Source organism: Brucella lupini (genome assembly GCF_002252535.1).
Lineage (GTDB): Bacteria > Pseudomonadota > Alphaproteobacteria > Rhizobiales > Rhizobiaceae > Brucella > Brucella anthropi.
In genome coordinates, this window is the sequence record NZ_NNRN01000031.1 from 1 (window position 1) to 13,807 (window position 13,807).

Genomic DNA, 13,807 nt, shown 5'->3' on the forward strand with positions numbered 1-13,807 from the left:
CCAAACGGGAATCCCGAATCCGGTTAACAGCGACATGCTTTAAACTGCAGGTGCGGCTTGTTGGCCGCGACGGCCGCCGTCGATATGACCCTGCCTCCCGAGATCGGCTTGTCGCAGCGTGTTTAGAGCCCGGCGTTTCGGTTTCGCGTCTAGCTCTGGAGCACGGCGTCAACGCCAATCTCGTTTGCAAGTGGGTAAAGAGAGCCAAAGAAGATAGTGCTTTACCTGCGGTATCTACGTTCGTTCCGGTTCAGATAGCTACGGATATGCAGTCGTCTTCTGCCAGCGGTCCACCGACGAATGTGGAGCCGGTCGGCAAGCGATGTCATGCATCCAAGCTGAGCGCGGTGCTGCCGAACGGTATCAGCCTGACGCTGGAATGCAGCGATGTCGATGGTCTGGCGGCAATCATAGGAGCGTTGAGCCATGTTCAGACTGGGCGCTGATCTGAAGGTCTACCTCCATCGGGAACCCATCGACTTCCGCGCGGGCATCAACAGCCTCGCGGTCCTGGTGCAAGAGGTGATGGAGCTGGACCCGTTTGCTCCATCGGTGTTTGCCTTCTGCAATCGCAGGCGTGACCGGGTGAAGCTCTTGTTCTTTGATCGGTCCGGGTTTGTTATGGTCCTGAAGAAGCTAACAGAAGATCGGTTCAGGTGGCCCCGCCGGGAAACTGCGGTGGTGACGCTGACGACAGAGCAACTCCACTGGATCCTCGATGGCATCGATATCGATGCGATGGTCCGCCATCCCGTGCGGCAGTATCAGATTGCTGGCTGAGGATGACAAATTGCGATTGACGCGCAGGGGCGGTTCAGATTCAAGAATCTGATGACGCGCACCGGCGAACCGAGCATTGCAGAACTGATGGCGCAATTGGCAGCCAATGCTGCCGAAATCGCCGCACTCAAAGCCGAGAAGGAAGCGCTCTCGCAGCGGGTCGTCAAGCTTGAAGAAGAACTGGCACTGGCAAAGCTGCACCGCTTTGCCCCGCGCAGTGAAAAGCACATTGATCGTCTCTTCAACGAGGCCGAAGAGGCTGCGGTCGAAGGTGGTAGCGAGGAAGACGATGACGTCGAGCTTCCGGATACTGGCTTGCCTGCGGCCGGGGGCGCTACGGGCAAAAAGCGGGGGCGCAGGCCTCTACCGGCAGACCTGCCGCGCGAGCGTGTCGAATACGACCTTGCTGACGATCAGAAGGCTTGCCCGTGCTGCAAAAGCCAAATGCATCGCATGGGAGAAGCCGTTAGCGAGCAGCTCCATATCGAGATCAAGGCAAACGTCCTGCAGAACGTACGGTTCAAATACGCCTGCCGGCACTGTGACCGTACAGGGATTAGCACGCCCGTCGTAATCGCGCCCATGCCCACGCAACCCCTGCCGGGCAGCATCGCCACCGCGTCGACGCTCGCCTTTGCTCTCGTCCACAAATACGTAGATGGCACGCCGCTCTACCGCGTGGCTCAGACATTCGAGCGTGCTGGCGTTCCGATTAGCCGTGGTGCTCTTGCGCATTGGGTCATCGGCTCGAGCGAGAAGCATTTACATCGCATCTACGATGCTTTGAAGCTGCGGCTGCAATCGCAGTCTCTCATCCATGGCGATGAGACGACGGTTCAGGTGCTGAAGGAAAAGGACAAGGAAGCCACCAGCACGTCGTACATGTGGGCGTACCGCAGCAGCGAGAACAGTGACGAGCCGATCGTGCTTCTCGACTACCAGCCCGGCCGTGGTCAGATTTACCCGCAGACCTTCCTTGGTGACTACCGTGGCATACTCGTCACTGATGGCTACACCGCCTGGCGCACATTGAATGGCGCAACCCATGTCGGATGCATGGCTCACTCCAGGCGGCGCTTCGTTGATGCCCTCAAGGCGAGAAAGAATGGTGGCGGCCCGCCGGAGCAAGCTCTCCGGTTCTTCGAACAGCTCTACCGGATCGAAAGGCAGGCGAGAGACAAGACCCCAGATCCGAGGGAGACAAAGGCCGATTGCATTCGCCGTTTCCGCCAGCAGCACAGCCTGCCTGTCCTGAACGCCCTAAAGGCGTGGCTCGACAATATCGCGCCAAAGATCGTGCCGGATACCAAGCTCGGCGATGCGGTGTCCTACACCCTGAACCAATGGAGTTACCTGACGCGTTACACCAGCGACGGCAGGATGCCGATCGATAACAACATTCTGGAACGCGAGATCAGAGTTTTTGCCACCGGCAGAAAATCGTGGCTGTTCAGCGATACCGCTGACGGGGCCAAGGCCAGTGCTGTGATCTACAGTCTGATGCTGACTTGCCGCGCCTGTGGTGTCGACCCGCTCACCTGGCTACGCCACGTGCTTACTGAGCTACCTCAGCGCGAAGAAACGGCCGACATTGGCGACCTGCTGCCGTTCAACTTCTCCAAGGCAAATGCCCAATAAAGCTGGGTACCGCTAGAACCCGTGAGGGTTACGCCTGAAGAGGCCGTCTAGGCGCATCGAAAATCGCGCTTACATGAAATCGATCAGCTCGTCGTCAGTCCATTTCGGATCGGACAGCCCGAGTTCAGCATAGGGTGTGCCTTTCTCGCGCAGCAGTTCGCGTGGTGTCATGTTCATTGCCGCCAGCAGACCGAGCAGACGTTTCCGCGTGGGTGGATTCTGCACATATTCGATGATGACGGGCTCTTCGCCACTGGCACGGATCATTGCCAGCGTATTGCGCGAGGTGCCGCATTTCGGATTATGAAAAATGGTCACGGTCATTGGAAATGTCCTGTCTGGATTGAACGCGTTCATAACAGCTTCGAGAGCAGTTTAGCGCTAGCATGCTTCAGTTCATGTCGTTCATCTGCGGGTCACCGGGATACGTGTCGATAGAAAACTCCATATTATCCGCTGAAAACCGTGTCAGCGAATACTGGATCGGCACTCCATCGGTGTTCACATTGATCGCCTTGGCCGTCAGTACAATAGCGCCGGGCGAAAGCTTCAAATGTTTCAGATCATCCGAATCCGCATGGCGGGCGGATATGATTGTCGATTTACGGAAGTAATCGGCAATACCTGCTTTTCGGAAAGCCACGGTGATGGAACCGCTTTCCGCATAATCCTCGGCAATTTCCGGAAATTGTTCGGCACTGATCCAGAGCGTTGCGCGCGACACAGGGCGTCCGTCAGCGCTGTGCAAGGTTTCCAGCCGCAGGACCGGTGAACCAGGCTCGATCTCTAGCGCCTCGGCTATATCCGGAGAGGCAGGCGCTGTGCCGGAAGCGAGCAGCGCGCCCTTCATGTCGCGCACCTGCGAAGCCAGCGATTGCGAAATGCGGGTGCGACGTCCGATCTGGTAGGTGAGGCGCTTTGCATTGGCAACGAAGGTGCCGCGCCCTTGCTCGGCACGCAGTACGCCTTCCTGCGTAAGCGCGGCGATGGCGCTGCGCACCGTATGGCGATTGACTCCAAACCTGTCGGCAAGTTCCATCTCGGCGGGCATACGCGCACCGGACTGAAGCCTGCCAGCCCTGATCTCACCGCGTATCTCGTCGGCAATCTGCCTCCAGATCGCCACGCCGCTGTTTCTCTCAATTCGTCTGGTCTTTGTCATCAACTGTCATCGTCCTGTCATTGGCAGGGTGTAATCATTCTGGTATTGTATAGTTGTCTATATAACTAGACAATTTGAGAGAGCAAGTCAACGGGAGCGCATCCCGAAAAACATGAAACGGTTTTCGGACAAGATGCGCCTCAAAACAAACTCCAGAGCATTGATCTGATGCAATCAGGTCAAAGCGCGCTCTGGAACTAACAGGGCAGGGAAGCTCATGTACGGTACGGAGCAAAGTGCGAAGGGAGGCGGAGCCGGTTCCGCCACTGAAAGCGGAACGGTGCCGGATGCAGTGCCAGATTCAGTTCAAGCCGCACGGCAGGCAAGCATGGCAGTTCTTGCACGTGCAAGCGGCGAAGAGCTGCAAGCTTTCTGGCAGGCATGGTCCAACAAGCCGGAATTTGAAGTTCTGCGCGGACCGGAAACCGGTCTCGTAATGCTGCGTGGCCGCATTGGCGGCGGCGGCGCACCCTTCAATGTCGGCGAGGCAACGGTGACGCGCGCTACGGTGCGGCTCTCCGACGGATCGGTCGGCCACTCTTATGCGCTCGGTCGCGATCAGGAAAAGGCGCGGCTTGCCGCTGTCTTTGATGCATTGTGGCTCAATGAAGGCCATCGCGATGCCGTGGAGGCACAAGTGCTGAATGTCTTGCGCAAGCGGCTGGACGATGCCGACGTCAAGCTGCGCGGCGAAGCCGCCGCTACCAAGGTCGATTTCTTCACAATGGTCCGGGGAGACAATTGATGCTTCCTTTTTCTCTCGAAAACAGCGCTTCCTCTGCGTTTGAAGGTGGCTTTGACGATCCGGTGACGGATGCGCAGTCGGCTTTTCATGCCGTCATGCACGCCATGGCTAATCCCGGTCGCATCTATCTTCTGGCTCGCACAGCCACACCACCGCAGCCGCTGACGCCTGAACTGGGCGTTATTGCAGCAACCCTGCTCGATCACGATGCGACTGTCTGGTGCGATGCAGCGATAGCAGCTGATGAAAGCGCAACCGCCTGGCTTACTTTCCACACGGGCGCGCCGCGTGTCGAAAGTGCGGATGCCGCACAATTCGCTCTGGCCAGCAATGTTTCGCTGCTGCCGTCTCTGGCAGGGTTTTCGCAGGGTGATGCCGAATTTCCCGACCGTTCGACAACCGTTGTTCTCGCTGTTGCGTCGCTGACAAGCGGACAGGGCTTTGTGCTGAAAGGCCCCGGTATCGATGGCGAACGTGCACTTCAGGTTGATGGCCTGCCGCAGGATTTCATCCAGCAATGGTGTGAGAACGGCGCACAATACCCGCTCGGCGTTGATCTTGTTCTGGTCAGCGACGGTGCTGTTGCAGCGCTTCCCCGCACAACCCGCGTTTCCGCTCTGGAGGGCTGAAAATGTATGTTGCCGTAAAGGGTGGCGAAACGGCCATCCATAATGCACACCGTCTTCTCGATGATCGTCGTCGCGGCGATCGTTCGGTTCCGGCTCTGCGTCTCGACCAGATTGCCGAACAGCTGGCGCTGGCGGTTGATCGCGTCATGGCCGAAGGTTCGCTCTATGACCGCGAACTGGCGGCACTTGCTGTGCGCCAGTCGCGCGGCGATCTGATCGAGGCAATCTTTCTGGTGCGCGCCTACCGCACCACCTTGCCGCGTTTTGGCTATTCACGGCCGATGGAAACCGCTGAAATGCTTATCGAACGCCGCATTTCTGCGACCTACAAGGATTTGCCGGGTGGTCAGTTGCTCGGACCGACCTTTGACTACACGCATCGTCTGCTCGACCCAGATCTGGCCGGTGATGTTGCCGTTCCGGAACCCGAAATGCGGGAAGCCGTGAAGGAAGAAACGCCGCGTGTAACCGATATTCTTGGCGCGGTCGGCATGATTGAGGATGATGGTTCCCTGCCGGAAGGTCACGAACCGGGCGACCTGACCCGCGAACCGTGGACATTCCCGATGGAGCGCGATCTGCGCCTTCAGGCATTGGCACGCGGTGATGAAGGCTTCCTGCTGGCGCTCGGCTATTCCACCCAGCGCGGCTATGGCAATAATCATCCTTTCGTCGGCGAAATCCGCATTGGCGAAGTGGATGTCGAGTTCGACGTGCCCGAACTTGGTTTTGCCGTCTCGCTCGGTCGCGTGCAGCTGACCGAATGCCAGATGGTCAATCAGTTCAAGGGCTCGGCCAAGCAGCCGCCGCAATTCACGCGCGGTTACGGTCTGGTGTTCGGCCAGAGCGAACGCAAGGCCATGTCCATGTCGCTCTGCGACCGTGCACTGCGCGTGCGGGAATTCGATGCGGATGTGACGGCACCTGCCGAGGACGAGGAATTCGTCATCTCGCATTCCGACAATGTGCAGGCGACGGGTTTCGTCGAGCATCTGAAACTGCCGCATTACGTGGATTTCCAGGCAGAACTCGACCTCATCCGCCGCATGCGTGCGGAATATGACCAAGCGCACAATGAGACTGAAGGCGTAACGAAGGAGGCCGCAGAATGAGCGATCTGGCCAATTATAACTTCGCCTATCTGGACGAACAGACCAAGCGGATGATCCGCCGCGCCATCCTGAAGGCCATCGCAATACCGGGCTATCAGGTGCCTTTTGCCAGCCGTGAAATGCCGATGCCTTATGGATGGGGCACCGGCGGCGTGCAGGTGACGGCTGCCATTCTGGGGCCGGATGATGTGCTGAAGGTCATCGATCAGGGTGCCGATGACACGACCAATGCCGTTTCCATCCGCGCCTTCTTCCAGAAGACTGCCGATGTCGCCGTCACCACCCATACGGGCGAGGCGACCATCATCCAGACCCGCCACCGTATCCCGGAATATCCGCTGACCGAGGGGCAGGTGATTGTCTATCAGGTGCCGATCCCGGAACCGCTGCGTTTTCTGGAGCCACGCGAAACGGAAACTCGCAAGATGCATGCGCTTGCCGAATATGGCCTCATGCATGTGAAGCTTTATGAAGATATTGCGCGTCACGGCCATATCGCCAAGACCTACGATTATCCGGTGATGATCGAAGGGCGCTATGTGATGGCGCCTTCGCCAACGCCGAAATTCGACAATCCGAAAATGCATATGTCTCCGGCATTGCAGCTGTTCGGCGCCGGTCGCGAAAAGCGCATCTATGCCGTCCCACCTTATACGCAGGTGGTCAGCCTCGATTTCGAGGATCATCCGTTCGAAGTGCAGAAGTTCAAGGAACCCTGTGCGCTGTGCGGCGCGAAGGGCGTCTATCTGGATGAAGTCGTGCTCGATGATCGCGGCGGCTCGATGTTCGTCTGCTCCGACACTGATTTTTGCGAAGACCGTCAGGCCAACGGCCATTTCGGTCATCTGGCTGCAAACAAGGAGGCTGCGGCCAAGGAGACAGTAAAATGAACAGCGAACCCCTGCTGAGAGTAAACAGCCTGTCGAAGTTTTACGGCAATCGCCGTGGCTGTGCAGACATTTCCTTCAATCTGTGGCCAGGCGAAGTGCTGGCCATCGTCGGCGAATCCGGTTCGGGCAAGACGACGCTCCTGAACAGTCTGGCAACACGTCTGGAGCCGACTTCCGGCACCGTCGAATACCGGATGCGTGACGGTGAATTCCGCGATCTCTACAAGATTGGCGAAGCGGAACGCCGTTTCCTGATGCGGACCGACTGGGGTTTTGTGCACCAGAACCCTGCAGACGGATTGCGTATGACGGTTTCGGCTGGCGCCAATGTCGGCGAACGCCTGATGGCTGTTGGTGAGCGACACTATGGCAATATCCGCTCGACGGCCACGGAATGGCTGGGACGTGTCGAAATCGCTTCCGACCGTATCGACGATCAGCCGCGTGCCTTCTCTGGCGGCATGCGTCAGCGCTTGCAGATTGCCCGCAATCTGGTGACGGCTCCGCGACTTGTTTTCATGGATGAACCGACCGGCGGTCTCGATGTGTCTGTGCAGGCACGTCTTCTCGACCTGTTGCGCGGCCTCGTCAGCGATCTTGGTCTGTCGGTGATCATCGTTACTCACGATCTTGCCGTAGCCCGGCTTCTGTCCCATCGCATCATGGTCATGAAAGACGGCCATATTGTCGAACAGGGCCTGACTGACCGCGTGCTGGATGACCCGCAGGCGCCATATACGCAACTGCTCGTGTCGTCTATTCTGCAGGTTTAGTAAATTAAAACAGATGTTTGCAGCGTGTTGTTCGTAAATTAGCGAAACTTCATGCGTGAGGTGAGAAATGACACAAGTTAGAACATCCTCTCCGCTGGCGGTGTCGGGTCTGGCGAAGACGTTCACGATGCACTTGCAGGGTGGCATTCAGTTGCCAGTCGTAAGTAACGTGGACTTCAATCTGGAAGCAGGTGAATGCGCCGTGCTTGGCGGACCTTCCGGTGCCGGTAAAAGCTCCATTCTCAAGATGGTCTATGGCAATTATGCCGTGAATGCAGGTTCGATCCTCATTCGTCACGAAGACCGTATGGTGGATCTGGCAACAGCCGATCCACGTGAAGTGCTGGCGGTGCGGCGCGATACGATTGGCTATGTCAGCCAGTTTCTGCGCACATTGCCGCGCGTCGCGGCAATTGATGTGGTTGCCGAGCCTCTGGTTGCGCGTGGCGTCGATCGCGAAGTGGCGCTGAACCGCGCTCGCGAGCTTCTGTCACAGCTCAATCTGCCAGAAAGGCTTTGGGCCTTGCCGCCTGCGACTTTCTCGGGTGGCGAACAGCAGCGCGTGAACATCGCGCGCGGTTTCATCACGGATCATCCGGTGTTGCTGCTTGATGAGCCGACCGCCTCACTCGATGCGAAGAACCGTGCGGTCGTGGTTGATCTCATCAAGACCAAGAAGGAGCAGGGCGTCGCCATGCTAGGCATCTTCCACGATGAAGATGTGCGTACGGAGGTTGCGGACCGGATTATCGACGTGACAGCTTTCTCTCCGAGGGCCGCCGCATGACCAAGCTATCGGTAGAACCGCTGGTGCATGAAACCGCCATCGTCAGCGGTTGCACAATCGGTCGCTACACAGAGGTAGGCGAGCGCAGCCGCGTTTCGGAAACTGTGCTTGATGATTATTCCTATCTCGGCGTCGATTGCGAAATCTGGTGTGCGGAAATCGGCAAGTTTTCCAACATCGCCAGCCATGTGCGTATCAACGCCACCAACCATCCGACATGGCGCCCGACGCTGCATCATTTCACCTACCGTGCCGGTGATTACTGGCCGGAGGAAAAGGATGAGACGGAGTTTTTCGAGTGGCGTCGTGGCAATGCGGTGAAAATCGGTCACGACACATGGCTCGGCCATGGCTCCACCATCTTGCCGGGTGTGACGGTTGGCAATGGTGCGATTGTTGGGGCCGGAGCAGTGGTGAGCAAGGACGTGGCACCCTATACGATCGTGGGTGGTGTGCCTGCGCGTCTCATTCGCGAACGTTTCGATGCTGCGACCGGCAATCGTCTGGATCGGCTGGCCTGGTGGGACTGGAGCCATGATCGTCTGCGTGAAGCGCTCGATGATTTCCGCGCGCTCGATATCGAAGCTTTCCTCTCAAAATATGAAACGGCCGCCAACACAAATGCGGTCATGAAAGAGCTATCCAATGGCTAATGAAATCGTTCTGAAAAATGCGCAGATCGTGCTCGCTGACGAGATTGTTTCCGGTTCTATCCTGATCCGTGACGGCAAAATTGCAGCCATCGATCAGGGCTATGCCAATGGCGGCGATGACATGGATGGCGATTATGTCATTCCGGGCCTCATCGAATTGCACACCGACCAGCTGGAAAGCCATTACGCGCCGCGTCCGAAAGTGCGCTGGAATGTCGACGCTGCGGTTCAGGCCCATGATGCGCAGGTAGCAGCATCGGGCATCACGACGGTTTTCGATGCGATGCGTGTCGGCTCCGACTATGACCGCGACTTCGTTGGTAAGGATATGCGGATGCTTGCGGATGCCATTGAAAGCGGTGTTCGCGAAAATCGCCTGCGTGCAGACCACTTTTTGCATCTGCGCTGCGAAGTATCTTCGGCAGATTGTCTCGAAACGTTCGAGCTTTTTGCGGGCGATGACCGCGTCAAACTCGCTTCGCTGATGGATCATGCGCCGGGACAGCGTCAATTCGTTGATCTTGAGACCTATCGCACTTATTACATGCGCAAGATGAAGCTCACGGATGAGGAGTTCCGGGTGCATTGTGAGAAGCGTATGGCGGATTCGGACGCCTATTCGGCCAATCATCGCCGCGCCATTGCCGAAATGGCTGCGACACGTGGCATCGTTCTGGCCAGCCATGACGATGCGACCAGTGCGCATGTCGATGAATCGCTCGACCATGGCGTGCGGATTGCCGAGTTTCCGACCACGATGGAAGCGGCCAATGCTTCGAAAGGTGCGGGCCTCTCGATCCTGATGGGCGCGCCGAACATCGTTCGCGGTGGCTCGCATTCCGGCAATATCGCCGCGCGTGATCTCGTGGACAATGGCAGCCTCGACATCCTGTCTTCGGACTATATTCCGTTCAGCCTCATTCAGTCGGCTTTCGGCCTTGCTTCGGGTGAACGTCCGATTGCGCTGCCACAGGCTGTCCGCCTCGTGACCAAGAATCCTGCCGACGCCATGGCCATGGATGATCGCGGCGAAATCGCCATCGGCAAGCGCGCCGATCTCGTTCGCGTGCGCCCGAAAGGTGCAATCCCGGTTGTCCGTACGGTCTGGCGCGAAGGCGAACGGGTGCTTTGATGCAGATGCAATCCGATATGCCGAAAGGCTGTTTCGTCGCCGTCGTCGGCCCCAGCGGGGCCGGCAAGGATACGATCATGGATGCAGCGCGTGTGGCTCTTGCGGGCGACACGCGTTTTCATTTTGTGCGCCGCATCATCACCCGCCCGCAAATGCCGGGCACGGAAGATCATGACAGTCTGGATGAAGCATCTTTTGCAACAGCTGCAGGCGAGGGAGCCTTCGCTCTGCACTGGCAGGCGCATGGCCTGAGCTATGGATTGCCAAAATCACTGGAGGATGAAATCGCCGACGGTACGGTGGTGATCGCCAACGTTTCACGGCGAGTGCTTGGCGATATTCGCAGGCTCTACAAATCACGTTCTGTGGTCGTGATAACAGCCCGACCGGACGTTCTGGCAGAACGGCTTGCGTCGCGTGGTCGTGAAAGCCGGGAAGAAATCACCGCGCGACTTGCGCGTGAAGTGAGCTTCGATGACGATGCCGGAGATGTTGTCACAATAGACAATTCAGGTGATGTCAATGCATCCACAGAGACCTTCCTTCATCATTTGAAGGAAATAACTGTTAAAACAATTGCTTAGGTGAAATCTTTATAGCGGCGTGTAAATTTACACAAACGTCATTATGCTTTCATTGCAGTGTCATGGAAGCAATTCAAAGTGAGCATGAATGGAGACGAATTCATGCTTCAACTGAACAACATAACGCGCCGCTATAATGACAAGGTGGCGGTTTCGGGCGTGGACCTCGAAATCGAGCCGGGCACGTTTGTGGGAATTATCGGGCGCTCGGGCGCGGGAAAGTCGACGCTTCTGCGTATGATCAATCGCCTTGTCGAGCCGTCCGAGGGAACAATTCACTGGGATGGTCGTGATGTTACGGGCCTTAAAGGCTCGGGATTGCGTGACTGGCGCGCGCAATGTGCGATGATTTTCCAGCATTTCAATCTGGTTGATCGTCTGGATGTTCTGACCAATGTTCTGATGGGGCGTCTCAATTATGTTTCGACGCCCAAGTCGCTCCTGCGTATCTGGAGCGACGAAGAACGCCTGATCGCGCTTTCCGCTCTGCAGCAGTTCGATATTGCGCATCTTGCGGCGCACCGCGCCGATGAACTTTCGGGTGGCCAGCAGCAGCGCGTGGCGATTGCCCGCGCGCTCGTGCAGCAGCCACGCATTATTCTTGCCGATGAGCCTATTGCGTCGCTCGATCCGCGCAATACCCGCAGCGTCATGGACGCCCTGCGCCGCATCAATCGCGAATATGGCATTACGGTCCTCTGCAATCTGCACTCGCTCGATATTGCGCGCAGCTATTGCGACCGCCTCGTCGGCATGTCTGCTGGCAAGATCGTATTCCGTGGCACACCGTCGATGCTGACAGATATGGCATCACGTGACCTTTACGGCATGGAAGCCGCTGACGTCATCGACGCCGATGAACAGGCTGAAACAATGCCAATGCCAGTTCCGCAGTCGGCTGAAGCCGTTCTGCGCCAGCTTTCCGCCTGAGCGCATAAAGCTCCGGAAAAAACACGCTCCAAACTCAGGATTAACAGGAGATACCTATGCTTAACCGTAGAAACTTTCTGGCGGCGGCTGCGCTTACCGCAACGCTGACCATGCCAATGATGGCCTCCACCGCTCAGGCTGCTGACTGGAGCAAGGATTATCCGGAAATCGTTCTGGGCGTTATCCCGGCTGAAAACGCCTCGACCACTTCCGACCGTTATGCACCTCTGGCTGCATATCTCGGCAAGGAACTTGGCACCAAGGTCACGCTGCGCGTCGCCAACGACTACGCCGCCGTCATCGAAGGCCAGCGCGCCGGTAACATCCAGATCGCATTCTATGGCCCGGCTTCTTATGCCCGCGCCGTCATGACCGGCGTTGAAACCACTCCGCTCGTCAACCAGCGTCATGACACCGGCGTCAACGGCTACTACTCTGTCGTTTATGTTCGCGCCGACAGCCCCTACCAGAAAATGGATGACCTGAAGGGCAAGACCATTGCTCTCGTTGATCCGAACTCCACGTCGGGCAACAATGCTCCGCGCTTCTTCCTCAACCGCGAAGGCTATAGCGTCGATACGTTCTTCGGTAAGAACTTCTTTGCTGGCAGTCATGAAAATGCAGTTCTTGCTCTTGCGCAGGGCACCGCTGACGCCGCTGCCAACTCCTGGAACTCGGAAAACGATTCCAACCTGACCCGCATGGTCAGCCGCGGCGTGCTGAAAGACGCCAACGGCAAGGCAATGACGAAGGATGATTTCCGCGTCATCTTCAAGTCGGACTTCCTTCCAGAAGGTCCGTTCGCTGTTCTCAACACTCTGCCAGACCAGCTGAAGGCCGACATCAAGCAGGCTTTCCTCGATATGCCGAAGAAGGACAAGGCAGGTTTTGATGCCCTTTCCGACGGCAAGGATCAGGAATTCGTAGCGACCGAAGCTAAGGATTTCGAACCAATCATCGAGATGCTCAAGTTCAACGACAAGGCTCGCAAGTCCTAATCCGTAGAACAATTGAAGTGCCCGAAGCCGCAAAAGCTTCGGGCATTTTTTTAGAGCATGATCCCGAAAAGTGGGAACCGGTTTTCGGACAAGATCATGCTTGATTAAAGGAATCTCGCATGACGGTATCCTCACTCGACGGCAACGGTGCAAAAACTCTGCTTGCCGATTATCGAAGAGAAGTCGGCAAACGGCGTCTCTACGGTATCGCGCTGCTCCTCGCGCTTGTCGTTGTCGCCATTGCTGCCTCCGTCGTTGCCGATGTTCGGCCGGGCACACTGGTCGAAAATCTCTTTCGTTTTACAAGCTACCTCGGTCGCATTCTGCCGGATCTGACCATCGCCAATTTCTGGGGCGACCTCGCTGCCTGGTACTGGAACCTCGGCGGCTGGCTCAAGATGCTGTTTGAGACGCTGTTGATCGCCTATCTGGCGACGTTGATCGGTGCTGTGGTCGCTTTTGCGGCTTCCTTCGCAGCATCATCCAACATGGCTCCGAATTCGACGGTTCGCTTCATCGTTCGTCGCGGGCTGGAGCTGTTGCGTACGGTTCCTGAAATCGTCTTCGCGCTGCTGTTCGTTATCGCCTTCGGTCTTGGGCCGATGGCCGGTGTGCTGGCACTGATGCTTCATACAACAGGGGCACTGGGCAAGCTGTTCTCCGAAGTCGTCGAGAATATCGATATGCGCCCGGTCGAAGGTATTCGCGCATCGGGCGGCTCCGGCCTGCAGGTCATCCGCTTTGCCGTGCTGCCACAAGTGGCCGCAAATTTTGCTTCCTATGGCCTGCTGCGTTTTGAAGTCAACGTGCGCGGTGCTTCCGTCATGGGTTTTGTGGGGGCAGGCGGTATCGGGCAGGAACTGCTCACCTCGATCCGCCAGTTCTATTACAGCGATGTCAGCGCCATTCTGCTGCTGATCATCGTGACGATCGTCGTGATCGATCTTGTCACCCAGCGCGTGCGTCACGCACTGCTTGGCCGTATTGGTTGAGG

The 13,807-nt window shown here is 57.3% G+C and carries 16 protein-coding genes and 1 pseudogene; 15 read left to right on the forward strand and 2 right to left on the reverse strand.

All coding sequences use genetic code 11. From position 1 onward, the window contains the following. The first annotated feature begins 17 nt into the window (after positions 1-17). From tnpA to tnpC, 3 genes are read left to right on the forward strand one after another with little or no spacing between them, the layout of a single operon-like run. Positions 18-446: an IS66-like element accessory protein TnpA gene (gene tnpA, locus CES86_RS03700; RefSeq protein WP_094513792.1), complete on the forward strand. Its 429-nt coding sequence runs from the start codon at positions 18-20 to the stop codon at positions 444-446. Beyond that, on the forward strand, positions 427-780 hold the full coding sequence (gene tnpB, locus CES86_RS03705; RefSeq protein WP_012477958.1) for an IS66 family insertion sequence element accessory protein TnpB: 354 nt from the start codon (positions 427-429) through the stop codon (positions 778-780). Before tnpA ends, tnpB begins: the two co-directional genes overlap by 20 nt. A 51-nt stretch (positions 781-831) precedes the next feature. Continuing rightward, positions 832-2,418, forward strand: coding sequence for an IS66 family transposase (gene tnpC / locus CES86_RS03710; RefSeq protein WP_094513752.1), 1,587 nt, complete (start codon positions 832-834; stop codon positions 2,416-2,418). Positions 2,419-2,490: 72 nt separating this feature from the next. On the opposite strand, the pseudogene CES86_RS03715 reads toward tnpC, so the two are convergent. Beyond that, a pseudogene (locus CES86_RS03715) lies at positions 2,491-2,742 on the reverse strand (arsenate reductase family protein); the annotation flags it as partial. A 67-nt stretch (positions 2,743-2,809) separates the two neighbouring features. Then, the gene (gene phnF, locus CES86_RS03720; RefSeq protein ID WP_167387095.1) at positions 2,810-3,583 is read right to left on the reverse strand and encodes a phosphonate metabolism transcriptional regulator PhnF; all 774 of its coding nucleotides are present in this window, start codon (positions 3,581-3,583) and stop codon (positions 2,810-2,812) included. Between the two features lie 214 nt (positions 3,584-3,797). On the opposite strand from phnF, the gene phnG reads away from it, so the two are divergent. The 12 genes from phnG to phnE all read left to right on the forward strand — a co-directional run bounded on the left by phnG (position 3,798) and on the right by phnE (position 13,805). Further along, the gene (gene phnG / locus CES86_RS03725; RefSeq protein ID WP_081861770.1) at positions 3,798-4,325 is read left to right on the forward strand and encodes a phosphonate C-P lyase system protein PhnG; all 528 of its coding nucleotides are present in this window, start codon (positions 3,798-3,800) and stop codon (positions 4,323-4,325) included. Further along, positions 4,325-4,954, forward strand: coding sequence for a phosphonate C-P lyase system protein PhnH (phnH, locus tag CES86_RS03730; protein WP_094513753.1), 630 nt, complete (start codon positions 4,325-4,327; stop codon positions 4,952-4,954). The genes phnG and phnH overlap by 1 nt, the downstream gene beginning before the upstream one ends. A 2-nt stretch (positions 4,955-4,956) precedes the next feature. After that, positions 4,957-6,066 (forward strand): carbon-phosphorus lyase complex subunit PhnI, encoded by a 1,110-nt coding sequence (locus tag CES86_RS03735; protein WP_010660131.1) that lies wholly within the window; start codon positions 4,957-4,959, stop codon positions 6,064-6,066. Then, entirely contained in the window at positions 6,063-6,956 is an 894-nt protein-coding gene (locus CES86_RS03740) for an alpha-D-ribose 1-methylphosphonate 5-phosphate C-P-lyase PhnJ (protein WP_012092082.1), read from the forward strand. The genes CES86_RS03735 and CES86_RS03740 overlap by 4 nt, the downstream gene beginning before the upstream one ends. Next, positions 6,953-7,729 carry a phosphonate C-P lyase system protein PhnK gene (gene phnK, locus CES86_RS03745; RefSeq protein WP_010660129.1) on the forward strand — a complete coding sequence of 259 codons (777 nt, stop codon included), beginning with the start codon at positions 6,953-6,955 and terminating at the stop codon, positions 7,727-7,729. The genes CES86_RS03740 and phnK overlap by 4 nt, the downstream gene beginning before the upstream one ends. A gap of 67 nt (positions 7,730-7,796) precedes the next feature. Then, positions 7,797-8,516 (forward strand): phosphonate C-P lyase system protein PhnL, encoded by a 720-nt coding sequence (phnL, locus tag CES86_RS03750; protein WP_012092081.1) that lies wholly within the window; start codon positions 7,797-7,799, stop codon positions 8,514-8,516. Further along, complete coding sequence (locus CES86_RS03755) at positions 8,513-9,169, forward strand: DapH/DapD/GlmU-related protein (protein ID WP_094513755.1); 657 nt, start codon at positions 8,513-8,515, stop codon at positions 9,167-9,169. The genes phnL and CES86_RS03755 overlap by 4 nt, the downstream gene beginning before the upstream one ends. Beyond that, positions 9,162-10,301 (forward strand): alpha-D-ribose 1-methylphosphonate 5-triphosphate diphosphatase, encoded by a 1,140-nt coding sequence (locus CES86_RS03760; RefSeq protein WP_036586751.1) that lies wholly within the window; start codon positions 9,162-9,164, stop codon positions 10,299-10,301. The genes CES86_RS03755 and CES86_RS03760 overlap by 8 nt, the downstream gene beginning before the upstream one ends. Positions 10,302-10,306: 5 nt before the next feature. Then, positions 10,307-10,885 (forward strand): phosphonate metabolism protein/1,5-bisphosphokinase (PRPP-forming) PhnN, encoded by a 579-nt coding sequence (phnN, locus tag CES86_RS03765; protein ID WP_036586893.1) that lies wholly within the window; start codon positions 10,307-10,309, stop codon positions 10,883-10,885. A 102-nt stretch (positions 10,886-10,987) separates the two neighbouring features. Further along, on the forward strand, positions 10,988-11,815 hold the full coding sequence (gene phnC, locus CES86_RS03770) for a phosphonate ABC transporter ATP-binding protein (protein ID WP_012092077.1): 828 nt from the start codon (positions 10,988-10,990) through the stop codon (positions 11,813-11,815). A 56-nt stretch (positions 11,816-11,871) separates the two neighbouring features. After that, a complete protein-coding gene (gene phnD / locus CES86_RS03775; RefSeq protein WP_094513756.1) occupies positions 11,872-12,813 on the forward strand; it encodes a phosphonate ABC transporter substrate-binding protein in 942 nt (313 codons plus the stop codon). Between the two features lie 119 nt (positions 12,814-12,932). After that, on the forward strand, positions 12,933-13,805 hold the full coding sequence (gene phnE / locus CES86_RS03780) for a phosphonate ABC transporter, permease protein PhnE (protein WP_010660122.1): 873 nt from the start codon (positions 12,933-12,935) through the stop codon (positions 13,803-13,805). The last annotated feature ends 2 nt before the right edge of the window (positions 13,806-13,807 follow it).